The sequence below is a fragment of the Sphingopyxis sp. genome, assembly GCF_036261875.1.
Lineage (GTDB): Bacteria > Pseudomonadota > Alphaproteobacteria > Sphingomonadales > Sphingomonadaceae > Sphingopyxis.
Window position 1 is genome coordinate 174433 of sequence record NZ_DATAJZ010000010.1, and the last position, 24251, is coordinate 198683.

The 24251-nt window shown below is 66.5% G+C and carries 20 protein-coding genes; 12 read left to right on the forward strand and 8 right to left on the reverse strand.

From position 1 onward, the window contains the following. Positions 1–46: 46 nt before the first annotated feature. The 5 genes from VHO04_RS05995 (at position 47) to VHO04_RS06015 (ending at position 5846) form a co-directional block, all read left to right on the forward strand. Positions 47–1711 carry an MFS transporter gene (locus tag VHO04_RS05995; RefSeq protein ID WP_329627457.1) on the forward strand — a complete coding sequence of 555 codons (1665 nt, stop codon included), beginning with the start codon at positions 47–49 and terminating at the stop codon, positions 1709–1711. Continuing rightward, complete coding sequence (locus VHO04_RS06000; RefSeq protein WP_329627458.1) at positions 1708–3039, forward strand: glycoside hydrolase family 1 protein; 1332 nt, start codon at positions 1708–1710, stop codon at positions 3037–3039. Before VHO04_RS05995 ends, VHO04_RS06000 begins: the two co-directional genes overlap by 4 nt. A gap of 487 nt (positions 3040–3526) precedes the next feature. Beyond that, positions 3527–4303 carry an SDR family NAD(P)-dependent oxidoreductase gene (locus VHO04_RS06005; RefSeq protein WP_329627459.1) on the forward strand — a complete coding sequence of 259 codons (777 nt, stop codon included), beginning with the start codon at positions 3527–3529 and terminating at the stop codon, positions 4301–4303. Then, the gene (locus VHO04_RS06010; protein ID WP_329627460.1) at positions 4300–5091 is read left to right on the forward strand and encodes an enoyl-CoA hydratase/isomerase family protein; all 792 of its coding nucleotides are present in this window, start codon (positions 4300–4302) and stop codon (positions 5089–5091) included. Before VHO04_RS06005 ends, VHO04_RS06010 begins: the two co-directional genes overlap by 4 nt. Further along, positions 5088–5846 carry an N-acyl homoserine lactonase family protein gene (locus VHO04_RS06015; protein ID WP_329627461.1) on the forward strand — a complete coding sequence of 253 codons (759 nt, stop codon included), beginning with the start codon at positions 5088–5090 and terminating at the stop codon, positions 5844–5846. Before VHO04_RS06010 ends, VHO04_RS06015 begins: the two co-directional genes overlap by 4 nt. A gap of 201 nt (positions 5847–6047) precedes the next feature. Here the strand turns inward: VHO04_RS06015 and VHO04_RS06020 are convergent, their stop codons facing one another. Next, positions 6048–6776, reverse strand: coding sequence for an enoyl-CoA hydratase/isomerase family protein (locus VHO04_RS06020; RefSeq protein ID WP_329627462.1), 729 nt, complete (start codon positions 6774–6776; stop codon positions 6048–6050). 190 nt (positions 6777–6966) lie between these two features. On the opposite strand from VHO04_RS06020, the gene VHO04_RS06025 reads away from it, so the two are divergent. Next, positions 6967–8727 (forward strand): arylsulfatase, encoded by a 1761-nt coding sequence (locus VHO04_RS06025; RefSeq protein WP_329627463.1) that lies wholly within the window; start codon positions 6967–6969, stop codon positions 8725–8727. A 41-nt stretch (positions 8728–8768) separates the two neighbouring features. Here VHO04_RS06025 and VHO04_RS06030 read toward each other — a convergent pair whose 3' ends face one another. Continuing rightward, entirely contained in the window at positions 8769–9362 is a 594-nt protein-coding gene (locus VHO04_RS06030; RefSeq protein WP_329627464.1) for a TetR/AcrR family transcriptional regulator, read from the reverse strand. A 157-nt stretch (positions 9363–9519) separates the two neighbouring features. Between VHO04_RS06030 and VHO04_RS06035 the strand changes: the two genes are divergently transcribed. Next, positions 9520–10155: a hypothetical protein gene (locus VHO04_RS06035; RefSeq protein WP_329627465.1), complete on the forward strand. Its 636-nt coding sequence runs from the start codon at positions 9520–9522 to the stop codon at positions 10153–10155. Next, positions 10152–11798, forward strand: coding sequence for a sulfatase-like hydrolase/transferase (locus VHO04_RS06040; protein ID WP_329627466.1), 1647 nt, complete (start codon positions 10152–10154; stop codon positions 11796–11798). Before VHO04_RS06035 ends, VHO04_RS06040 begins: the two co-directional genes overlap by 4 nt. On the opposite strand, the gene VHO04_RS06045 is transcribed toward VHO04_RS06040, so the two are convergent. From VHO04_RS06045 to hutI, 5 genes are read right to left on the reverse strand one after another with little or no spacing between them, the layout of a single operon-like run. After that, positions 11783–12349 carry a HutD family protein gene (locus VHO04_RS06045; RefSeq protein WP_329627467.1) on the reverse strand — a complete coding sequence of 189 codons (567 nt, stop codon included), beginning with the start codon at positions 12347–12349 and terminating at the stop codon, positions 11783–11785. The genes VHO04_RS06040 and VHO04_RS06045 overlap by 16 nt on opposite strands. Next, positions 12346–14013, reverse strand: a complete 1668-nt coding sequence (hutU, locus tag VHO04_RS06050; protein WP_329627468.1) for a urocanate hydratase — start codon at positions 14011–14013, stop codon at positions 12346–12348. The genes VHO04_RS06045 and hutU overlap by 4 nt, the downstream gene beginning before the upstream one ends. Then, a complete protein-coding gene (hutG, locus tag VHO04_RS06055; protein ID WP_329627469.1) occupies positions 14013–14813 on the reverse strand; it encodes an N-formylglutamate deformylase in 801 nt (266 codons plus the stop codon). The genes hutU and hutG overlap by 1 nt, the downstream gene beginning before the upstream one ends. Beyond that, positions 14813–16336, reverse strand: a complete 1524-nt coding sequence (gene hutH, locus VHO04_RS06060) for a histidine ammonia-lyase (protein ID WP_329627470.1) — start codon at positions 16334–16336, stop codon at positions 14813–14815. Before hutH ends, hutG begins: the two co-directional genes overlap by 1 nt. Then, positions 16330–17538 (reverse strand): imidazolonepropionase, encoded by a 1209-nt coding sequence (hutI, locus tag VHO04_RS06065; RefSeq protein ID WP_329627471.1) that lies wholly within the window; start codon positions 17536–17538, stop codon positions 16330–16332. Before hutI ends, hutH begins: the two co-directional genes overlap by 7 nt. A 207-nt stretch (positions 17539–17745) precedes the next feature. Here hutI and VHO04_RS06070 point away from each other — a divergent pair, with 207 nt between their 5' ends. From VHO04_RS06070 to VHO04_RS06085, 4 genes are all read left to right on the forward strand, one after another. Then, on the forward strand, positions 17746–19101 hold the full coding sequence (locus VHO04_RS06070) for a formimidoylglutamate deiminase (protein ID WP_329627472.1): 1356 nt from the start codon (positions 17746–17748) through the stop codon (positions 19099–19101). Continuing rightward, positions 19098–19802, forward strand: coding sequence for a histidine utilization repressor (hutC, locus tag VHO04_RS06075; RefSeq protein ID WP_329627473.1), 705 nt, complete (start codon positions 19098–19100; stop codon positions 19800–19802). The genes VHO04_RS06070 and hutC overlap by 4 nt, the downstream gene beginning before the upstream one ends. 12 nt (positions 19803–19814) lie before the next feature. After that, positions 19815–20906: a prolyl aminopeptidase gene (pip, locus tag VHO04_RS06080; protein WP_329627474.1), complete on the forward strand. Its 1092-nt coding sequence runs from the start codon at positions 19815–19817 to the stop codon at positions 20904–20906. 62 nt (positions 20907–20968) lie between these two features. Further along, positions 20969–21379, forward strand: coding sequence for a low affinity iron permease family protein (locus tag VHO04_RS06085; RefSeq protein ID WP_329627475.1), 411 nt, complete (start codon positions 20969–20971; stop codon positions 21377–21379). 9 nt (positions 21380–21388) lie between these two features. Here VHO04_RS06085 and VHO04_RS06090 read toward each other — a convergent pair whose 3' ends face one another. Continuing rightward, positions 21389–24205, reverse strand: a complete 2817-nt coding sequence (locus tag VHO04_RS06090; RefSeq protein WP_329627476.1) for a TonB-dependent receptor plug domain-containing protein — start codon at positions 24203–24205, stop codon at positions 21389–21391. Between the last annotated feature and the right edge of the window lie 46 nt (positions 24206–24251).

The window sequence follows — 24251 nt, forward strand, 5'->3', positions numbered from 1 at the left end:
GCCGGTCAAGAGCCCGCCGCCGCTGCCGGGCTGAAGGGAGAGGAAGATGGTAACCGACAGCGAAATGCTGCCCGCCGAGGGCAAGCGCCAGAACGAGACTCTTGTCATCACCGCCTCGTCATTGGGGACGGTGTTCGAATGGTATGATTTCTATCTCTACGGCCTGCTCGCCAGCGTGCTTTCGCACCATTTCTTTTCGGGGGTCAACGAAACCACGGGTTTCATCCTCGCGCTGATGGCGTTCGCCGCGGGCTTTGCGGTGCGGCCGTTCGGGGCGCTGGTGTTCGGGCGCGTCGGCGACGTCGTCGGGCGCAAGAACACCTTCCTCGTCACCATGGCGATCATGGGACTGTCGACCTTCGCGGTCGGCTTCCTGCCCTCCTACGACACGATCGGGGTCGCGGCGCCGATCGTCCTGATGCTGCTGCGCCTGCTCCAGGGTCTCGCGATCGGCGGCGAATATGGCGGCGCGGCGGTCTATATCGCCGAACATGCGCCGCCGGGAAAGCGCGGCTTCTACACCAGCTTCATTCAGACGACCGCGATGATCGGGCTGATCCTCGCCTCGACCTTCGTCGTCACGCTGCGCCTGTTCATGGACGAGGACAGCTTCAACGACTGGGGCTGGCGGCTGCCTTTCCTCTTCTCGATCATCCTCTTGTCGGTCGCGCTGTGGATCCGCCTCCAGCTTGAGGAAAGCCCGGTCTTCCAGCGCATGAAGGAGGCCGGCGCGACCTCGAAAGCGCCGCTCAAGGAAGCGTTCGGCGAGTGGCGCAACCTCAAGATCGTGCTGATCGCGCTGTTCGGCGCGGTCGCGGGGCAGGCGGTGATCGGCTTTGCCGCGCACCTCTATCCGCTCTTCTATCTCGAACGCATCGCGCGGGTCGACGGGGCGACTGCGAATTTCCTCGTCGCCGCCGCGCTGACGATCATCATCCCCAGTTTCATCTTCTTCGGCTGGCTCAGCGACAGGATCGGGCGCAAGCCGATCATGATGACCGCCTGCGTGATCGCGGTCTTCGTCTATTTCCCGCTCTACAAGGCGCTGGTCGTCGCGGCCAATCCGGCGATGGCGGCGGCGGTCGAGCGCGCCCCGGTGCAGGTCGCGGCCGATGCCGGCGAATGCTCGTTCCAGTTCGATCCGGTCGGCCGCAACAGCTTCGATGCGACGAGCTGCGACATCGCCAAATCCTATCTCGCGAAGAACGGCATCAACTATGCCAATGTCGCGGCGCCGCCGGGAACGGTCGCCTCGGTGCGGATCGGCGCGCGGACGCTCGCGGTTCCCGACCCCGCGGGGCTCGACAAGGCGGGCCGCGCCGCCGCGGTCGCATCCTTCGACGCCGCCGCGAAGGCCGAACTCGACGCGGCGGGCTATCCCGACAGGGCCGATCCGGCGCGGGTGAACAAGGGTCGGGTGCTGTTGATCCTCTGCACCTTCGGCCTGCTCGCGACGATGGTCTATGGGCCGCTCGCGGCGCTGCTCGTCGAGCTGTTTCCGGCGCGCATCCGCTACAGTTCGCTGTCGCTTCCCTATCATATCGGCAACGGCTGGATCGGGGGTTTCATGCCGACGATCGGCTTCGCAATGGTCGCTGCGACGGGGGATATCTATCAGGGGCTCTGGTATGCGGTCGTGATCGCCGCGGTCACCGCGGTCGTCGGCATCCTGTTCCTGCCCGAAACCTATAAACGGGACATCGAGGCATGAGCGGGGACGGAGGCGGGGCGATCGGCCGCCGCGCCCTGATCCAGGCGGCGGCGGGCGTGGCGGCAGCGCCCGCGCTGCTGGCGAACGCATCCGCGGCGACGCAGCGCAAGCCCGCGCCCAAAGGCTTCCTCTGGGGCGCCGCGATCTCGGCGCATCAGAGCGAGGGCAACAACACGAACAGCGATGCGTGGCTCGCCGAAAATGTCCGGCCGACCTTGTTCAAGGAGCGCTCGGGCGACGCGTGCGACAGCTATCATCGCTATGACGAGGATTTCGCGCTGGCCGAAACGCTCGGGCTCAATTGCTACCGGCTCGGGATCGAATGGGCGCGGATCGAGCCGAGCGAAGGGCATTTCTCCAACGCCGAGCTCGACCATTATGCGCGGGTGCTGACCGCGTGCCGCAAGCGCGGGCTCGCGCCGGTCGTCACGCTCAGCCATTTCACCGTCCCGCTCTGGTTCGCGAAGCGCGGCGGGTTCGAGGCGAGCGACGCACCACAGCTTTTCGCGCGCTATTGCCGCACCGTCGCCGAACGGCTCGGCGGGCTGATGCATCTGGCGACGACGTTCAACGAAGCGAATATCGGCCTGCTCGTCGCGCTGTTCCCGCAATCGGAAGCGGGCGCGGCGTTGCAGCGCGAGGCGCAGGCGGCGCTGGTCGCGGCGACCGGCGCGCCGAAATTCTCGCGCCTCGCCTTCGCCGATCCCGCGGTCACGACCCCGATCATGCAGCAGGCGCACCGGCTCGCCTATGAGGCGATCAAGGTGGCGCGGCCCGAGCTGCCGGTCGGGATCACGCTGACGACGCAGGACATCCAGTCGGCGGGGGCGCCGTCGCTCGTCGCCGACTATGAGCGGCGGCTCTATGGCGACTGGATCGATGTGGCGCGCAGCCATGCCGATTTCTTCGGCGTGCAATGCTATACGCGCCTCCGCTTCGACGAGCATGGCATGGCCGCGCCGCCGCCGGGCGCCGAGCTCACATTGTCGGGCTATGAATTTTATCCGCAGGCGCTGGCGAACACGATCCGCTGGGCGCACCGGACGATCGGCAAGCCGATCTATGTCACCGAAAGCGGCGTGGCGGTGGCCGACGACGCCCGCCGCATCGCCTTCATCGACCGCGCGCTCGACGGGGTGCGCGAATGCCTCGATGAAGGCATATCGGTGCACAGCTATATCTATTGGTCGCTTCTCGACAATTTCGAATGGACGTCGGGCTACGCGGTTCCCTTCGGCCTCGCTGCGGTCGACCGGCAGAGCTTCAAGCGCACCCCGCGCCCGAGCGCTTTCCATTTCGCCGCGATCGCACGCGCGAACCTTATCTAGTCTGGTGGAATCAAAGTAACTGTCATCACCGTCACCCCGGGCTTGACCCGGGGTCCCGCTTCCTTTCGCGCACGGAGCGAAAAAAAGCGGGATCCCGGGTCAAGCCCGGGATGACGAAATCAATGCAGTGAACTTCAGATTCAGGGGACTAGCGTGTGATCGGCTTGGACTGAAATCCCGCTCCACCTTCGCCGGGATGACGATTCTATCACGGATGCTTGCACTCTAGAATCAGGCACCACCGCCACGCGGGCGACCGGAATCCATGCTGCCCACATAGGTCGGGAAAGAGGAGCCTTTATCCCCCGTCCGCCACACTCGGTGGCCGCGACGGGGGAACAGGTTGTGTGTGCACGAGAAGAACATTAGGAGAACAAATATCGATCGTCAACCCTCTTTCGCATCCGCTGCGGCCGATTGACGTAAACGTCAATTGACGCCAAAGCCAAGCCAGAGCCGATAAGGGAAACAGCGAAAGGAACAGGAAATGGCCGAGCAGCCCCGCTTTGATCTGACCGGGCGCGTCGCGCTCGTGACGGGCGCATCGTCGGGACTCGGCGCCGGTTTCGCGCACGCGCTCGCGGCGGCGGGCGCGAAGGTCGTGCTCGCGGCGCGCCGCGCCGACAAGCTCGCCGAACAGGTCGCGGCGATCGAGGCAGCGGGCGGCCAGGCGATCGCGGTCAGCCTCGACGTCACCGACGAAGCCTCGACCAAGGCCGCTTATGACGCCGCCGAGGCGGCGTTCGGCACCGTCGACACGATCGTCGCCAACGCCGGGGTCGCGACCGAGAAGGTGGCGACGGCACTGACGGTCGAGGAGGTCGACGGGCTGTTCGCCGCGAACGTGCGCGGTGTCTTCCTGACCGCGACCGAAGGCGCGCGACGGCTGGAGGCGGCGGGCAGCCGCGACAAGCAAAACGGCCGCGTCGTCCTCATCGGTTCGATCACCGCCGAAAAGGTCTTTCCGGCGACTTCGGTCTATGGCGCGACCAAGGCGGCGGTCCGTCACATGGGCAAGGCGCTCGCGCGCGAATGGGCGCGGCGCGGGATTAGCGTCAACGTCATCCAGCCCGGCTATTTCGAATCCGAGATGACCGCCGACCTGTTCAATAGCGAGGCAGGCAAGAAGTTCGTCGCGACCTTCCCGCGCCAGCGCCTGCGCCCGCCGAGCGACCTGCACGCACCGCTGCTTCTGCTCTGCTCGGACGCCGCGCAGGGGATCACCGGCAGCGTGATCACCGTCGACGACGGGCAGACGCTGTGAGCGGCGAACTGCTCGTCGAGGCGCGCGGGCAGGTCGAGATCGCGACGCTCAACCGGCCCGAGCGGCTGAATGCGCTGAGCGAAGGACTGGTCGACGAACTCAATGATTATTTCGGCGGGCTTGCGGAGCGCAAGGACGTCCGCGTCGTCATCCTGCGCGGCGCCGGGCGCGGTTTCTGCGCCGGGCTCGACATTCAGGAGGATCGCACAACCGGCGAGACGCCGGTGCTCCGCACGCTGCGCACCCAGACGAGCATCGGCAACATCTATCGCAAGATGCGCGCCTGTCCGCAGCCGATCATCGCGCTCGGCCATGGCGCCGCGGCGGGCGGCGGACTGTCGCTGCTGCTCGCGTCCGACGTGCGCTATGCCTCGCCCAGCTTCCGCTGCAACGCCGCCTATATCCGCATCGGTCTCGGCGGCTGCGACATGGCGTCGAGCTATTTCCTGCCGCGCCTCGTCGGCGCCAGCCTCGCGTCGGAGATGATCCTGACCGGCCGTTTCATCGACGCCGAGCGCGCGCTCTCCGCCGGGTTGGTCAGCGAGATCGTCGAGGAGGAGGCGCTGCTGGGCCGCGGCCTCGCGCTCGCCGACGAGATGCTGGCGACGAGCCCGTGGGGGCTGCGCCTGTCGAAGCAGGCGCTGAACCTCAATATCGACGCGCAGAGTCTCGACGCCGCGATGGCGATCGAGGACCGGCAGCAGGTGATCCTGTCGGCGACCGAGGATCACAAGGAAGCGCTCGCCGCCTTCCTCGGCAAGCGTCCGCCGGATTATCGCGAGCGGTGACCGGCACGCTCACCCTCTATGCCTTCAACACCGGCTGGTTCCAGTGCCGGCCGGGTTATTTCATCGAGGGCGAGGAGGGCGATTATCTCAAGGGGCCGGTTCCCTCTTATCTGATCGACCATCCCAAGGGCCGGGCGCTGTTCGACAGCGGCATGGGGGTGCGCTATCGCCGCACCCTCGCCGACGCGCTGCCGCCGAACAAGTTCGGGCTGCAATGGTTCGAGGGGCAGGAGATTGCGGCGCGGCTGAAGAGCATCGACGTCGATCCGGCGAGCATCGACTGGGTGATCAACTCGCACCTCCACATCGATCATTGCGGCGGCAACGCCAGCCTGCCGAATGCGACGATGATCGTCCAGTCGCGCGAGCTGGCGGCGGCGCAGGCGGTCGAGGAGCCGGGGCTTTACGAGGCAGAGGATTATGCCACCGGCCAGCCGGTGCGCGCGATCGACGGCGAACTCGACCTGTTCGGCGACGGCAGTGTGCGGATCGTCCCGACCTACGGCCATACGCCGGGGCATCAGAGCGTTATCGTCACTTTGCCGAGCGGGCGCGAAATACTACTCGCCGCCGACTGCTGCTACACCGAGCGCAACCTCGACCTGATGGTGCTGCAAAAGGCGGTGGTGGACCGCGAAGCGGGCCTCAAGACGATGGGCTTTCTGGACCGCCGCCGCCGCGCCGGCGCCCATATCCTCTTCGGCCACGACGGGCGCCAATGGGCGAGCGTCGAAGAGGGGAAGCCGATCGGGTGAAAAGACGGTCTCCCTGATCGATCTTCCCTCGTCATTCCCGCGAAAGCGGGAATCCAGCTTTTCCTTCTTCGCGCCTTTGCGCCTTTGCGTGAGTCTTTTGAAAATTTCACGCAAAGGCGCAAAGGCGCGAAGAATTAAGAGAGAAAGAAGCTGGATTCCCGCTTTCGCGGGAATGACGAAGGAAGTTTTCTGGTGCCTATCCTAAAACTGCTTCGCCACCCGCTCGGCGAAATCGGGCGCGACGCCTGCGCTGTTGAACACCTCATGCGCCAACCCCGGCCCCAGCGGCAGGTCGGCCTGCTCGCGGTAGAGCCGCTTGTAGGCGAAGACGCTGTGCCGCGACTGGGCGGCGATCGCTTCGGCCAGCGCCCGCGCCGTCCCATCAAGCTCGGCATCGGCGACGACATGATTGGCGAGCCCGATCCGCGCCGCCTCGCGCCCGTCGACGGGCAGGCCGGTGAAGCTGATCTCGCGCGCCTTCCATTCGCCGACGCGGCGCGGCAGCCGCTGGCTCATGCCCCAGATCGGCACCAGCCCGAACTTGCCATGGGTATCGGCGAAGCGCGCGCTCTCGCCCGCGACGATGATGTCGCCCGCGAGTGCCAGCTCCAGCCCGCCGGTGAAGCAGCCGCCCTGCACCGCGACGATCAGCGGCTGCGGCAGCCCGGCGAGCTTGGTCACGATCGAGGCCTGATAATGCGGCCGCGGCGCTTCGAGCCCGCGTTCCTTGAGGTCGTTGCCGGCGCAGAAGACCGGCCCCGCCGCGCGCAGGATCACCGCGCCGATCCGCTCGCCTGCGTCGGCGATCGCGTCGGCGTGCGCGTCGAGTTCGCCCCACAGCGCGAGGTTCAGCGCGTTGCGCTTGTCGGGGCGGTTCAGCGTCAGCGTCGCGATGCCGTCGGCATCGTCGCGCAGCACCAGTTGGTTCATCTCACTCTCCCTTTTTCGGATTCTTACCGTCCAAGCAGGAAAGGTCCGGCGTGCCAAGAGCATTGACTTTGCAATCTTTTGACATAACAAGTGCCAAAACTTATGCAGGGGGAGGGCGATGGCGATGCGTGAAAAAGCCGGGCGGGGGGCCGGCTGCATTGTCCGGGGGCGGAGCGCCCTTGTCGCCTCGATGACCCTGCTCGCGGCGGCGCCGGCTATGGCCTCGGCCAGCCCGGCGCCGCCGCGTCATCCCAATATCGTCATTCTGCTCGCCGACGACTGGGGGTTCAGCGATGTCGGTTCGTTCGGCAGCGAGATCGCGACCCCGAACATCGACGCGCTGGCGGCGGCGGGGATGCGCTTTTCCAATTTCCACGTCGCGGGCTCCTGCTCGCCGACGCGCGCGATGCTGCAGAGCGGGGTGATGAACCACCGCGCCGGGCTCGGCAACATGCCCGAGACGATCCCCGACGCGCATCGCGGCAAGCCCGGATACGACACGGTGATGAACCTGCGCGTCGTGACGATCGCGCAGCTTTTGAAGGCGGCGGGCTATCGCACCTATCTGACCGGCAAATGGCATCTCGGCAGCGACGCGAAACGGCTTCCCGGCGCGCGCGGCTACGACCGCGCCTTCAGCCTCGCCGACGCCGGCGCCGACAATTTCGAGCAGCGGCCGATCGAGGGCATGTACGACACCGCCGCCTGGACCGAGAACGGCAAGCCCGCGACGCTGCCGAAAGACTATTATTCGTCGCGCTTCGTCGTCCAGAAGATGATCGACTATATCGAGGCCGATCGCGCGAGCGGAAAGCCCTTCCTCGCGTCGGTCAATTTCCTCGCCAACCATATTCCGGTGCAGGCGCCCGACAGCGACATCGCGCGCTATTCGGCGATGTATCGCGAAGGCTGGACCAAGCTGCGCGAAGCGCGGGCGAAGCGCGCGGTCGCGCTCGGCATCATGCCCGCGAGCACGGCGCTGGTGACGATGAAGACGACCCCCGACTGGGCGAAGCTCGATGCCGAGGAGCGCGCGGCGGCGATCCGCGTGATGCAGGCCTATGGCGCGATGGCGACCGCGATGGACCGCGAGGTCGGGCGGCTCGTCGCGCATCTCAAGGCAACCGGCGATTACGACAATACGATCTTCGTCTTCCTCTCCGACAATGGCGCCGAGCCGACCGATCCCTACAACCGGCTGCGCAACCGGCTGTTCCTCGGGATGGAATATGACACCTCGACCGCGAACATCGGCCGTCGCGGCAGCTTCAGCGCGATCGGGCCGGGCTGGGCGAGCGCCGCCTCGTCGCCGCTGTCGGGCTATAAGTTCAGCGCGACCGAAGGCGGGCTGCGCGCGCCGCTGATCATCGCCTGGCCCGGCCATTCGCAGGTCCGCGCGGGCGCGATCAACGGCGGCCTCGCGCATGTCACTGACATATTGCCAACGCTGCTCGACCTTGCGGGGGTGGCGGGGCAGGACGGCACGTGGAACGGCCGCCCGGTCGAGCGGCTTGCCGGGCGCAGCCTCGTCCCCATGCTCGCGGGCGGCGTGGGCAGCGTCCATGGCGACACGCCGATCGGTTACGAACTGTCGGGCAATGCGGCGCTGTTCCGCGGCGATTACAAGCTCGTCCGCAACCTTCCGCCGACCGGCGACGGCCAGTGGCGGCTCTACGACATCAAGAGCGATCCGGGCGAGACGAAGGATCTGGCGACCGCGATGCCCGACCGCTTCGCGGCGATGCGCGCCGACTATGCGGCCTTCGCCAAGGACAATGGCGTGCTCGAAATGCCCGCGGGCTATACCGCCGACGAGCAGATCAACCTCTATGCCTGGCGCCAGCAGGGAAAGAAGCGCGCGATCCAGGCGGGACTGGTGCTCGGCGGGATTTTGATCGGGTTGGCGGCGCTGGTCTGGGCCTGGCGCCGCCGCCGTCGATCCAAAACTTAATCTCCGTCATTCCCGCCTTCGCGGGAATGACGTGGGAGGGGTCAAGCCCCGATCAGCGCCTCGATCATATGCAGAGTGACCCCGGCGGCGTCCTCGACCGACAGGCCCTGATCCTGCCGGATTGCGCGCCAGTTCTGGAACGACAGCGCCGCGCATAAGGCCTCGACCCGGTAGCGGTCGCTGCGCACCTCGGCGGGAAGCAGCCGCAGCACGAGGTCGCGCTCCATCGTCACGACCTGCGCATATTGCCCCATCAGGAAGGGCGACTGATAGCGCTTGATGTTGGCGGCGAGGCGGAAGGGCAGCATCGTCTCGAACACCCGCGCGCGGCGGCGGGTGAGGTCACGGACATTGGCGCGCCAGTCGGGGTCGGCATAGGGCGCGGTGATCACCGGCCAGATGCGGTCGGCGACGATTCGCGAAATTTCGCGATAAAGCGAATCCATGTCGTCGAAATGGCGGAAAACGGTGCGCAGGCCGACGCCCGCCTCCTCGGCGACGCGCGCCGCGCTCGGCATCAAATCGCCGCCCTCGATCAGGTCCATCATCGCCGCGACGATGCGCTTGTGGCTCGACCGGCCGCGCTCGCGCCGCCCGTCGATCCGCGTGCCTTCCTCGGCCGGTCCGGCTGTCACTTTCCCCTCCATACTCCTCCGCTGGCCCAGCTTGCGGCGCGCGTCAATGGCGGTGTCGAACCATCTTGCGCCGCAATCGATATAATGACACATATAGTGTCATAAGTTTATTGGCAACGGTCCGGCAGGTGGGGCAATGGACGGGCAGGCAGCAACCTTGGGAGTTATATGGGGCGGCGCGCTGCTGCTCTGGCTCGGCTTCCTCCTTTTCTACGACGGGATTCGCAGGCCGCTGCGCCGTGAAGAGGTCGACGCGTTTCTTGCGACGCTCGGCCCGCGGCTGATCGAGACGGGAAATGACGTCGGTCGGCTACGCGCTTTTCTGGAGGCCGACGACGGACGCGAATTCGTGATGGTCAATCTCGTCCGCACGCGCCCCGGCCCGGTCACCGACCCGGCGAGCGGCGAGACGCGCGCGGGACACGAATGGCTGCGCCGCTATTCGGAGCCCTTCGTGCGCGGGCTGATCGCGCGCGGCGGCCATCCCGTGTTCGTCGGGCGCAAGGTCGGCGGCTATATCGATGCGTGGAACACGCCCGCCGACCCCGGCTGGTCGCTCGCCGGGACGATGCGCTACCGCAGCCGCCGCGACCTCGTCCGCATGGCGGCGGACCCGCGCTTCCGCGCCGCCCACCTCAACAAGACGCTGGGGATCGAGGCGACTTTCTCCTTTCCGACGCAGCGCCAGATCGCCTTTTACGCGAGTCCGCGCGCCACGGTCGGGCTGGCGCTCGCGCTCGCCGCGGCGCTCGCTCACATCATGACACTGACATTCGCAGGGGGGACGGCATGAAGAAGAGATGGGTGGCGCTCGGCGTCCTCGCGCTGCTCGGCGCGGGCGGCTATTGGGGCTTTCAGGCGAATAAATACCGGCTTCCCGGCCTGCTTCAGGACTGGCGCGATCCGGTGCAGCCCAATCGCCCGGTCGCCTGGCAACAGGGGCCCGCGACGGCCGCCGCCAATCCGCCCGGGGCCAAGCGGCCGCCGAACATCATCCTGATCGTCGCCGACGACATGGGCTGGAACGACATCAGCCTCAACGGCGGCGGCGTCGCGGGCGGTATCGTCCAGACCCCGAACATCGACGCGCTCGCGCATCAGGGGCTGAACTTCACCACCGCCTATGCCGCCAACGCGACCTGCTCGCCCTCGCGCGCGGCGATGATGACAGGGCGCTATCCGACCCGGTTCGGCTTCGAATATACCGCGGTGCCGGTGGCGTTCGCGGAGAATCTGACCCACGGCAGCGGCATCGGGCCGCTGAAACCGATCTTCCACAAGGAACTGATCACCGACGACATCCCCGATTATCCCGACATGGGCGTGCCCGCGAGCGAAGTGACGATCGCCGAGGCGGTGAAGGCGGCGGGCTATCACACGCTGCACATCGGCAAATGGCACCTCGGCGAGGCGCCGAAGCTGCAACCCAACGCACAGGGTTTCGACGAGAGCCTCGCGGTGCTTGCGGGCGGCGCCAAATATCTGGACGACGACGATCCCGACGGGGTCAACGCGAAACTGCCGTGGGATCCGATCGACCGCTTCATCTGGGCCAATCTGCGCCCGGCGGTGACGTTCAACGGTAGCAAGCGTTTTCACGTCAAGGGGCATATGACCGACTATTTCGCCGACGAGGCGATCAAGGCGATCGACGCGAACAAGAACAGACCCTTCTTTATGTATCTCGCCTTCAACGCGCCGCACACACCGCTTCAGGCGACGCGCGAGGATTATGCGAAACTGCCGCAGATCAAGGACCACAAGACGCGCGTCTATGGCGCGATGATCGCGCAGCTCGATCGGCGGATCGGCGACGTGATGGCCGAATTGAAGCGTGCCGGGATCGACGATAATACGCTCGTCATCTTCGCCAGCGACAATGGCGGCGCCTGGTATAACGGCATCGCCGATCTCAACGCGCCCTATCGCGGGTGGAAGGCGACCTTCTTCGAAGGCGGCATTCGCACCCCGCTGTTCATGCGCTGGCCGGGGCATATCGCGCCTGGATCGACCCGCGTCGACCTGACCGGGCATCTCGACATCTTCGCGACGATCGCCGCCGCCGCGGGCGCGAAGCTGCCGACCGACCGCGTCATGGACAGCGAGAATATCCTCGCCGGCCCGGCGAAGCGGACCGCCATGTACTGGCGTTCGGGCGATTATCGCGCGGTGCGGATGGGCGACTGGAAATTGCAGGTGACGAAGCGGCCCGAAAAGGCGCGACTCTATGACCTCGCCACCGATCCGACCGAGCGGCACGATGTGTCGGCACAACAGCCGCAGCGCGTGGCCCAGCTCCGCGCGATGATCGAGGCGCAGAACAAGGACATGGCGAAACCGATCTGGCCTGGCCTGATCGAGGGGCCGATCCGCATCGACGTGCCGCTGAACACGCCGTGGAAGGACGGGCAGGATTATATCTACTGGACGAACTGACGAAACAGCTCGGCTGCGATAACGGGTGCGTCGAGCGATAGCGAAACGCCGGCAGGTGCGTTGATCCGCAGCGCGTCGTGCGCCGACAGGTCGAACCGGCGCCCGTCGATCGTGACCCCGGCGGTGTCGGCGGCAAGCAACAGCAAATGGTCCGCCGAGGTCGGCCGCGCGGCTTGCCATCGATCGAGCTTGGTGGAAAAGGCCTTGCGTCGCGCCATGATGTTCAGGACGGTGCAGGCCTCGCCGACCGGAGCGGCGCTCACCACCTCTTCACCGGTAAAGTGCAGCGCGGCGGAGCCGGGGCGCAAGCGATGCGCTACATCGCCGATCTTGATGACCAGTTCGCCGTCCAGCAGCATCAACGCGCGGTCGATCTCCGGAAACCGCGAAAAAGGCCCCGCCGCCGCAATCGTCGCAACGCTCGCGCGCCACAGAAAGCTCTTGTCGTCCGCGCCCTCGGGAAAGACGGCGACGTTGCGCGTGACGCCGCCGCCATTCTTCCACGGCCGCGCCGGGCAGTCCCGCGCGCGGAGCAGGCGGACGCCGCTCAACCCAATATGCCGGGCAGGTCGAGCCCCTTCTCGCGCGCGCAGTCGATCGCGATGTCGTAGCCCGCGTCGGCGTGGCGCATGACGCCGGTGCCGGGGTCGTTCCACAATACGCGCTCGAGGCGCTTCGCCGCTTCGGGGGTGCCGTCGGCGACGATCACCATGCCGCTGTGCTGCGAATAGCCCATGCCGACCCCGCCGCCGTGGTGCAGCGACACCCACGTCGCGCCCGACGCGGTATTGAGCAGCGCGTTGAGCAACGGCCAGTCGCTCACCGCGTCGGACCCGTCGCGCATCGCTTCGGTCTCGCGGTTCGGCGAGGCGACCGAGCCGGAGTCCAGATGGTCGCGGCCGATCACGACGGGTGCCTTGAGTTCGCCCGACGCGACCATCTCGTTGAAGGCGATGCCGAGCCGGTGGCGGTCGCCGAGCCCGACCCAGCAGATGCGCGCGGGCAGGCCCTGAAAATGAATCTTCTCGCGCGCCATGTCGAGCCAGTGGTGAAGGTGCGCGTTGTCGGGCAGCAGCTCCTTCACCTTGGCATCGGTCTTGTAGATGTCCTCGGGATCGCCCGACAGTGCCGCCCAGCGGAACGGCCCGATGCCGCGGCAGAAGAGCGGGCGGACATAGGCGGGGACGAAGCCGGGAAAGTCGAAGGCATTCTCGACCCCCTCGTCCTTCGCCATCTGGCGGATATTGTTGCCGTAATCGGTCGTCGGCACCCCCGCCGCCTGTAGGTCGAGCATCGCCTGCACATGCACCGCCATCGACGCCTTCGCAGCTTTCGCGACCGCTGCCGGGTCGCTCTCGCGCTTGGCAAACCACTCGTCGAGCGTCCAGCCCGCGGGAAGGTAGCCGTTGACCGGATCGTGCGCCGAGGTCTGGTCGGTGAGCAGGTCGGGGCGGATGCCGCGACGCACCATCTCGGGCAGGATCTCGGCGGCGTTGCCGAGCAGGCCGACCGAGATCGGCGTCTTCGCGGCGCAGCTTTCCCCGATCAGCGCCATCGCCTCGTCGATGCTGCTTGCCGCCTTGTCGAGATAGCCGGTGCGCAGGCGCATCTCGATGCGGCTCGGCTGGCATTCGATCGCGAGGCAGCTTGCGCCCGCCATCACGCTCGCGAGCGGCTGCGCGCCGCCCATGCCGCCGAGCCCGGCGGTGAGCAGCCAGCGGCCCGACAGGTCGCCGCCATAATGCTGCCGCCCCATTTCGACGAAGGTTTCGTAGGTGCCCTGAACGATGCCCTGGCTGCCGATATAGATCCAGCTTCCGGCCGTCATCTGGCCGTACATCATCAGGCCCTTTTTATCGAGCTCGTGGAAATGCTCCCAATTCGCCCATTCGGGGACGAGGTTGGAGTTGGCGAGCAGCACGCGCGGCGCATCCGGATGGGTGCGGAAGACGCCGACCGGTTTGCCCGACTGGATCAGCAGCGTTTCGTCGCTTTCCAGCCGCTTCAGCGTCTCGACGATCCGGTCATAGCTTTCCCAGTCGCGCGCGGCGCGGCCGATGCCGCCATAGACGACGAGCTCCTCGGGCCGCTCGGCGACATCGGAGTGGAGGTTGTTCATCAGCATCCGCATCGGCGCTTCGGTGAGCCAGCTCTTCGCGCTGATCTCGGGGCCGGTCGCGGGGCGGATCACGCGGCTGTTGTCGAGACGGGTCATCACAGTCCTTTCGCAAAATCGAGGGCCGCGGCGATCACTTGCTCCAATACGGGCCGGATCGCGGGAGCGGGGTCGAGGGGGAAGGGCCAGTTGGCGTGGGTGATCTCGGCCGGCTCGGCCATATAGCCGCGCTGCGCGAGCTCCATCTGGATCGCGTGGACGCCGTCGTCGGGGCGGCCGTAGTGCCGCGTCGTCCAGCCGCCCTTGAAGCGGCCGTTGACGACATGGCTCTCGCCGCTCGCGGCGCAGATGTTCGCGACGATGGTTTCGAGTTCGGGTGCGCAGGCGCCGCCGCCGTTGGTGCCGATGTTGAACTGCGGCAATTCACCCTCGAACAGGCGCGGGACATGGCTGCGGATCGAATGCGCGTCATAGAGCACGACCTTGCCGTGCCGCGCCTTCAGCCGGTCGAGCTCGGCCGCCAGCGCCTCGTGATAGGGGCGATGATAGAGATGCAGCCGCCGCGTGATCTCGGCCTCGTCGGGTTCGCCGAAGCGATACAGCGGGTCGCCGTCGAAGGTCGTCGTCGGGCACAGCTCGGTCGTCGCCTGCCCCGGATAGAGCGACGCGCCCGAGGGATCGCGGTTCATGTCGATCACGCTGCGCGAAATATCGGTCGCGACCGTCGTCGCGCCGAGGTCGGCGGCGAAGGCATACAGCTCGGCGATCCACCAGTCAGTGTCGATCTGCGCGTGCCAGGGCGAGACGAACTGCTCGTCGAGCCCCGCGAGGCCGGTGCCGCCGTGCGGGAAGGCGACGACGAGCGGCGCATCGCCGCGATGGATGCGCAGCCAGTCCATCAGCCGACCCCCGGCAGCCGCGCGGACACCGCGGCGACGAGGCTGCCCGAACGGATCAGTGCGGTCGCGGCCTCCATATCGGGGTGGAAATGCCGGTCGTCTTCGAGCGTCGGCACGGCGGCACGAAGATGCTTGTGCGCTGCCTCCAGCGCGTCGCTCGATGTGAGCGGCGCGTGGAAGTCTATCCCCTGACACGCCGCGAGCAGCTCGATCCCGATCACCGCGCTGGCGTTATCGGCCATGTCGAGCAGGCGGCGCGCGCCGTGCGCGGCCATCGAGACATGATCCTCCTGATTGGCGCTGGTCGGAATCGAGTCGACGCTGGCCGGAAAGGCGCGCTGCTTGTTCTCGCTGACCAGCGCGGCGGCGGTGACCTGCGGAATCATGAAGCCCGAATTGAGGCCGGGGCGCGGAGTGAGGAAAGCGGGGAGCCCCGACAGCGCCGGATCGACGAGCATCGCAATGCGGCGCTCGGCGATCGAGCCGATCTCGCACAGCGCCATCGCGATCATGTCGGCGGCGAAGGCGACGGGCTCGGCATGGAAGTTGCCGCCCGACAGCGCTTCATCCGTATCGGCGAAGATCAGCGGATTGTCCGACACACCGTTCGCCTCGATGCCCAGCGTCGTTGCCGCCTGCCGCAAGAGGTCGAGCGCGGCGCCCATCACCTGCGGCTGGCAGCGCAGGCAGTAAGGGTCCTGCACGCGCGGGTCGTCGATCGCGTGCGAGGCGCGGATCGCCGACCCCGCCATCAGTCCGCGCAGCGCATCGCCGACCTCGCGCTGCCCGGCATGGCCGCGCAGCGCATGGATGCGTGCATCGAACGGTGCGTCGGAGCCTTTGGCGGCTTCGGTCGAGAGCGCGCCGGTGATCAGCGCCGAGCGGAACAGGGTTTCGGCGCGGAACAGCCCGGCGAGCGCATTGGCGGTCGAAAATTGCGTGCCGTTGAGCAGCGCGAGCCCTTCCTTGGGGCCAAGATCGAGCGGGGCAAGCCCCGCTGCCGCAAGTGCCTCGGCGGCGGGCAATGTCTTGCCGTCGACCTCGATGTGACCGACGCCGATCATCGCCGCGGCCATGTGCGACAGCGGCGCGAGGTCGCCGCTCGCGCCGACCGAGCCCTGCGACGGCACGACCGGGGTCAGCCCCTTCGCGAGCATAGCCTCGATCATGGCGACCGTCGCGCGCTGCACCCCCGACGCGCCCATGCCGAAGCTGGCGAGCTTGAGCGCCATCATCAGCCGGACGATCGGCGTCGGCGACGGCGCGCCGGTGCCCGCGGCATGGCTGAGCACGATGTTGCGCTGGAGCGTCGACAGTTCGTCGTCGGCGATCCGCACGCTCGCGAGCTTTCCGAAGCCGGTGTTGATGCCATAGACCGGCGCGCCCTTCGCGACGATCCGCGCGACCGCGGCGGCGCTCCGGTCGATCGCATCCCACGCGCTCGCGTTCAGCGTGGCTCCCGCGCCTTCATAGATCGCGTTCCAGTCGGCGAGCGTCATCGCGCCGGGGGTGATCGTCACCATGTTCCTTGTCCCATCCAGATTCGTTGGTGCAGCGGATTGAAGCCGATGCGGCCGACCAGATCGGCGGGCCGCTCGATGTCCCAGATCGCGAGGTCGCAATGCTTGCCGACTTCCAGCGTCCCGGCCTCGGCCTGCATCCCGAGCGCCTTTGCGGCATGGCGGGTCGCGCCGAGCAGGCATTCGTCGACGGTCATGCCGAACTGCACCGCCGCCATGTTCATCGTCAGCAGGATCGAGGTCAGCGGCGAAGTGCCGGGATTGCAGTCGGTCGCGAGCGCGATTGGCACCCTCGCCGCGCGCAGGCTCGCGACGGGCGGCTGTTTGGTTTCGCGCAGGAAATAATAGGCGCCGGGGAGCAGCATCGCGACGGTCCCGGCTTCGGCCATCGCGGCGATGCCGTCGTCGTCGAGATATTCGAGATGGTCTGCCGACAGCGCCCGATGCCGTGCCGCGAGCGCCGCGCCATGCTGGTTCGACAATTGCTCGGCGTGGAGCTTGACCGGCAGGCCGTGCTTTGCGGCGGCCGCGAACACGCGTTCGGTCTGCGCGGGGGTGAAGCCGATATTCTCGCAAAAGGCGTCGACCGCATCGGCGAGCCCCGCCGCCGCGATCTCGGGCATCATCGTTTCGCAGACGAGGTCGATATAGCGGTCGGCATCGCCCGCATATTCGGGGGGCAGGGCGTGCGCGCCGAGGAAGGTCGTGCGCACCGTCACCGGCCGCGCCTTGCCGAGCACGCGCGCCGCGCGCAGCATCTTCGCCTCGTCCGCCGCCGACAGGCCATAGCCCGACTTGATCTCGACCGTCGTCACCCCCTCGGCGATCAGCGCGTCGAGGCGGGGGAGGGCGCTCGCGACCAGATCGGCCTCGCTCGCGGCGCGGGTCGCGTGGACGGTCGACACGATGCCGCCGCCGGCACGCGCGATCTCTTCATAAGAGGCCCCCTTCTGGCGCAGTTCGAACTCGGCGATGCGGTCGCCGGCAAAGACCAGATGGGTGTGCGGATCGATCAGCCCCGGCGTGATCCAGCGCCCTTCGCAGTCGATCGTTTCGGTCGCGGGCGGCGCATCGACCATCGACCCGACATAGGTGATTGCGCCCGCCGCCATGCCGACCGCGCCATTCTCTATGACGCCCAGGCCGGGCAGCCCGTCCTGCATCGTGGCAAGGCGGGCGTTGGTCCACAGGCGATCGCTATGCATCGGGCCCTCTCCTGCTTGCTGGCCGACTCAATTATGTATATACATTAATGGCAGACGGATAAAGATGTCCAGATGGAAGGCGACGACGTAGTTTGAAGAGCGAGGCGCGATCTGCTCTCTTCGTCACCCCGGATCAAGTCCGGGGTGACGAGGAAGGTGGTTGAATCTTTCAAAGTCTCACTAGGTTATCGCCAGATAGGATGATCGATGGCGCTTTGGTGCGAGCAGGCATGGCTTCCGGAAGGGTGGCGTAACAATGTGCGCCTGACCCTTGAAAAGGGGAGAATTTCCGCAATCGAAACGGGCGTCGAAGCGGGCCCCAACGACGAACGGCACGCGATTTTTCTGCCCGCCATGCCCAATCTGCACAGCCATGCCTTCCAGCGCGGCATGGCGGGACTCGCCGAGTGCGCGGGGACGGGCGACGACAGTTTCTGGACGTGGCGCGAGGTCATGTATCGCTTCGTCGATCGCCTCGATCCCGAGGGGATGGCGGCGATCGCCGCGCTCGCCTTTGCCGAAATGCTCGAAAGCGGTTTCGCGCGCGTTGGCGAATTTCATTATCTTCATCATGACGTTGACGGGCAACCCTATGACGACATCGCGGCGATGGCGCAGGCGATCGCGGCGGCGGCGGGTGAGACCGGCATCGCGTTGACCCTGCTCCCCGTCTTCTACGCCCATTCGGGATTCGGCGGCGCCGCGCCGACGCACGGCCAGCGGCGCTTCATCAATGACGTCGATCGCTATGCGCGACTGCTCGACGCATCGCGCGATGCGGTCGCCGGCCTCGACGGTGCGGTCGTCGGCGTCGCGCCGCACAGCCTGCGTGCGGCAACCGCGGATGAACTGGCGGCGGTGACCGCAATGGCGTCGGGCGCGCCGGTCCATATTCATATCGCCGAGCAGCTGCCCGAGGTCGAAGCCTGTCTCGCGTGGAGCGGCGCACGGCCGGTCGAATGGCTGATGGGTCACGCCGACGTTGGCGCCGACTGGTGTCTTGTCCATGCGACGCACATCACCGATGCCGAGCGCGCCGCCATCGTGCGCAGCGGCGCGGTCGCGGGTCTCTGCCCGATCACCGAGGCGAACCTCGGCGACGGCCTGTTCCCCGCGCGCGCCTTTCTCGCCGAGGGCGGGCGCTTCGGGGTCGGGTCGGATTCGAATGTCGAGATCGACGCCGCCGCCGAATTGCGCCTGCTCGAATATGGCCAGCGGCTCGCGCATCGCGGCCGCAACCTGCTCGCGGGCGGTGCGGGGCAATCGACCGGGGCGAGCCTCTATCGCGGCGCGCTCGCGGGCGGCGCGCAGGCGCTCGGGCGGCCTTCGGCGGGTCTCGCGGTGGGCGCGGCCGCCGACATCGTCAGCCTCAAAGCCGACGATCCCGCCTTCGCCGGGCGCACCGGCGACGCCATCCTCGACAGCTGGATCTTCGGCGGCGGCGCGTGCCTTGTCGATTGCGTGTGGCGCGGCGGCGTCAGGCGGGTCGAGGGCGGGCGTCACGTCGCGCGCGATGCGATCGCCGCGCGCTATCGCGCCGCGATGGCGAAGCTGCTCGGATGAAGCAAAGCAGCGCCATCCACGCCCAAATCCGCCGCGATATCGAGGCGCGGATCATGTCGGGCGAATGGGCGCCGGGAACGCGCATTCCCTATGAACATCAGTTGATGGCGAGCTATGGCTGCTCGCGCATGACAGTGAACCGGGCGCTACGCGCGCTGATCGAGGCGGGGCTGCTCGAAAGCCGGCGGCGCGCGGGCACCTTTGTCTCGCACCCGCGCATCCATCGCGCCGCGCTCGAAATCCCCGACATCCGTGACGAGATCGCTGCGCAGGGCGAGCCCTATCGCCTTGACCTCGACCGCCGCGAGGTCCGCGCCGCGAGCGAGGAGGACAAGCGCCTGCTCCAGATCGACGGCGGCGCGGTGCTCGCGCTCGAATGCCGCCACCATGCCGGCGGCCGCGCCTATGCGCTCGAACGCCGCCTGATCAACCTGTCGGCGGTTCCCCAGGCGGCCGAGATCGATTTCGCCGCCGAGCCGCCGGGCTCTTGGCTCCTCGCGCACGTCCCCTGGACCGAGGCCGAGCACCGCATCACCGCTTTCAATGCGGGGGCAAAGGAACTGGTCGCGCTCGGCATTTCGGCGGGCGCGGCGTGCATGGCGCTCGAACGCTGGACGTGGCGCGGCACGGAGCGCATCACCTATGCGCGGCAGGTCTATCCCGGTGACCGCTACGCCCTCGTCGCCCATTTTCGCCCCTGAAGGATAAGAGCCATGGATTTCTCGCGCCTCGAAACCAGCAGCAAGATCGGCGACGGCTGGACCTATCCACCGGCCGTGGCGCGGAGGAGCGGCTGGCTCGACGTCGATGCCGAGGCTGGGCATCGCATCTATTGGGAAGAATATGGCCCGGCGGACGGCGAGCCCGTGATGTTCCTCCACGGCGGCCCCGGCGGCGCCTGTTCGCCCGAGATGGCGCGCTTCTTCGATCCCGCGCGCTATCGCGTCATCCTCTTCGACCAGCGCGGCTGCGGCAAGAGCGAGCCCAATGTCGCCGCGGCGGGTCCGGCGGCGGCGCTGCGCAACAACACCACCGCCGACCTGATCGGCGATATCGAGAAGCTGCGCGATGCGCTCGACATCAGCGGCCGGATGCACGTCTTCGGCGGTAGCTGGGGCAGCACGCTCGCCATGGCCTATGCCATCGCTTTCCCGCAGCATTGCGCCAGCCTGATCCTGCGCGGCATCTTCCTCGGCGCGGCGGAGGATCTGCTCTATCTCTATCAGGGCAACGCCGCCACGTGGCATGAAGCGCCCCATGCGCTGACCGCGCCCGGCGCCTATATCTCTTACCCCGACGAATGGGGCGAATTGCTGTCGGTTCTGACCGTCGAGGAGCGCGCCGACGTCATGGCGTCGTACAAGGCGATCTTCGACATGGTGCCCGCGAACGAGGAAGAGCGCGCGAAGCAGCTTCACGCTGCCCTGACATGGTCGCTGTGGGAAGGGGTGATCTCGAACATGATCCCCGAGACCGCATCGACGGGCAAGTTCGGCGACGCCGACTTCGCGCTCTGTTTCGCGCAGATCGAGGCGCATTATTTCGCGAACGACCTGTTCATCGAACCGGGCCATCTGCTCGGCCATGCCGATGTCCTCGCGTCGATCCCGGTGCATATCGTCCACGGACGTTTCGATCAGGTCTGCCCGCTGACGCAGGCCTCGCGGCTGGTCGATGCGCTGCGCGGCGCGGGCGCGGAGCCTGCAACCTATGTGATCACCAACGCCGGGCACAGCGCGATGGAGCGCGAGAATGCGCTGGCGCTCACCGCGATCATGGACGGGCTGCCGCGCCTCGGCGCCTGACGGAGCGATCCACCACCCTGCGCGTTTCCCTTTCCGGTTTGTCGGACAGGAGAGGGAGAGCCATGCAGCATCTGTTCACGCGGATCGCCTCGCGCGCCGCGCATATCATGGGTCAGCCCGCGACTTTCATCGTGGCGGCCGGGTTCATCGTCGTCTGGGCCGCGAGCGGGCCGCTGCTGCAATATTCGGACACCTGGCAACTCATCGTGAACACTGCGACGACGGTGATGACCTTTCTCGCGGTCTTCCTGATCCAGAACAGCCAGAACCGCGACGGTGCGGCGATGCAGGCCAAGCTCGACGAGATTTTGCGCGTGCTCGAAAAGGCGCGCAACGAATTCGTCGGCATCGAGCATCTGACCGACGCCGAGATCGAGAAGATCCGCGACGCGCTCGAGGCCGACGTCACCGGCAACGAGGGCAATGGGGGCACCCTCGGCACCGCGGTCGAACGATTACTCAAGCGGCTTTAGGGCATAACCCTAAAGCCCCGCGCCGCCGAGCTTGTAGGTGAGCTGCAGGAATACGCTCCGGCCGATGCTGTCGAACCAGCTCGTGTTGTAATAGGGATAGCTCGACCAGGTCGGGTCCTTCACCGGCATCTTGTCGAACAGGTTGCGCACCGTCAGCGACCCGCGCAGATGGTCGGTGAAATCATATTGCATCGTCGCGTTGAAGAGGTAGCTCGCCTTGATATAGGCATCCTCGTCATAATTGGGCAGCTTGCCGAGGCGAGTGCCCGACAGGGTGAGCTGGAACCCGCGATCCTCCCAGGTAATGCTGCCGTTCGACTTGTCGCGCGGCAGATAATAGCCGCTGTCGGCCGCCAGCTTGTTGATGAACGGATCGCCCGGATATTGCCGGAATGTGTGATCGAACACATGGCTGTGCGCGAGCGACAAGGTGAAGGTGCCGATCCCCGTCGGCACGCTGCCGCGGAAGGCAAGGTCGATGCCGCTCGTCTTCTCGCGCGCGATGTTGATCGGGTTGACGCGGATCGATTCGATCTGGCCGCCCTGGATATTGCTGGGGAAACGGGTGATGCGCGCATAGGCGTCGAGGCAGGTCGGCGAACTCGGATCGAGGTCGCCCGCTGCGCAATCGGCCTCGGCGCGTGCCAGCGTGTCGAGGCTGAGATCATCGACCTGATTGTCGAGCGTGACGCGGAAATAATCGACCGACACATGCAGGTTGCGCGACGGGGAGAAGACCAGACCTGCGGTCAGCGTGCGACCGGTTTCGGGTTTCAGATCGCGATTGCCGGTGCGGTTCACGACCACGCCGATGTCGGCATATCGGCAATCCTCGATCGCCTGGTTTTTCTCGGCGCAGAGGCGATAGTCGTTGACGCCGCCTTCGACATTGCCCGGTCCGGTAAAGAGATAATGGAGGTCGGGCGCCCGGAAAGCGGTGCCATAGGCGGCGCGCAGCAATATGCTGTTCGTCGGGCGCACCTCGATTCCGCCGTTATAGGTGAATTTGCCGACGTTGCGACCCGCGAAGCCGAAACGGTCATAACGGCCCGCGCCGTTCAACGTCACGAAATCGAGCACCGGCACGCGGATTTCGCCGCCGATGGCGGCATGGCTGCGCTTGCCTGCGCCGTCGCTGTCCTTCCAGCTGAAATAATAGTCGGTGAGCGCGAGCGGGTCGGGGCGGAGGTTATAGCCTTGCTTGCCATATTCGGCGACCGCCGCGAAACCGACGGGCCCAGCAGGAAGCTGGAACAACTCGCCGTTGGTCAGCGTCGCCTGCAAATTGCTCGTCCAGCTGTAAGGGCGATAGACGGTATCGGCCGAGATGCTGTCATATTCGGCGGGGGTCAGGGCGCGGTAAAGATTGGTGGCAGGATCGGCGTTGTAGATGGGATAGCCGCTGTCCTCATCGAAGCCGAGCCGGGGGCCGAGAAAGAAATCCTGCGCCTTCTGGTTGATGATCTGCGGCCAGCGGACCACCGACTGATAGCGGCTGTAGTTGAACGACGCCTCGTAATTCCAACTCTTGCCGAAATTGCCCCGAATGCCGGGGGTGATGCTATAGGTCGTCTGCTTGCTGCGCTGCATTTCAAAGCCGCCGGTCTCCTCCGGCGTGAACTGCCGTTCCCAATCGTCGATCGTGCCGTCGAACGCATTGTAGAAGCTGTTGTTCGTGCTCGACGACGAGCTTTCGAAACCCCAGCTCGTCACGTCGTACATCAGGCGGACCTTGCTGATCCCGAACTGGAAATCGGCGAACAGCTTCGCGTTGTCCGACAGTTCGTAGGACAGGGTGCCGAAGCTGTTGAAGCCCTTGCGACCCGAAATGATCGTGCCGTAACCGATCGATTCCCGGCTGCCGCAATAATAGCCCGGGCCATAGTCGTCGAGCGCGTCGTCATAGTCGCCGTAGCGCGGCCGCGAGCCATAGATGGTCGTCCCGCGGTTGAGAGAGGCGAGCGGCGCGCAGGTCGCGGCACCGGGGTCGATATAGGTGTCATTCTCTATGTCGTAGCGCAGGAAGGTGCGCCGCGGGGCTTGCGACGAGGCCGTGGGGGCGTCGGCGGTGCTGTCCTGGATCGCGCGATCATAGCCCCACAGCGGCCGCTGATCGAGATATTCGATGCCGCCGACGATGTTGAAGCGTCCCGACGACCAGCCGCCGGTCGCGGTGAAGCGGTGTGACATCCCGCCGCCATGTTCGGTGCGCCCGTGGCGATAGTCGAGCGTCAGCCCGTCGAGCTTTTCCTTCATCTTGAAATTGACGACGCCCGCGATCGCGTCGGAGCCATAGATGGCCGAGCCCGCGCCGCTCAAAATCTCGACCTTGTCGATCAGGCTGACCGGGATGTTCGAGATGTCGGTGAAGTTGCTGCGGCCGATATAGGGCAGCGGAAAATCCGCGATGCGGCGGCCGTTGACCAGCACCAGCGTATGGTTGGGGCCGAGCCCGCGCAGGTCGACTTGCTGCGCGCCGGGGGTGAAGTCGGCGCTGCTGCCCGACTGCGGGCTCTGCGTTTCGCCGCTGTTCTGCGTCATCGCCGCGAGCAGTTCGGGAACGCTGGTATAGCCGTTGGCGCGGATCGTGTCCGAATCGATTGTGGTGACCGGCGAGGGGCCCTGATCCTTGATCGTAGGGATGCGCGACCCGGTGACGATGATCTCCTCGCCCCCAGTATCGGACGCATCCTGCGCATAGGCGGGCGCCGCGAGCGCCGGCAGCGACGCGCCGAGGCCGAGCAATATGCGAAACCCTCTTTTGCCGAAAACCGTCATCCCACACACCCCTGACTGCTCCGCCGCGACGATTCTGCGGTCGGACATGCCCTTCGTTGGATCAGAAATCGCCGAAAATTTCAACCAATATGAC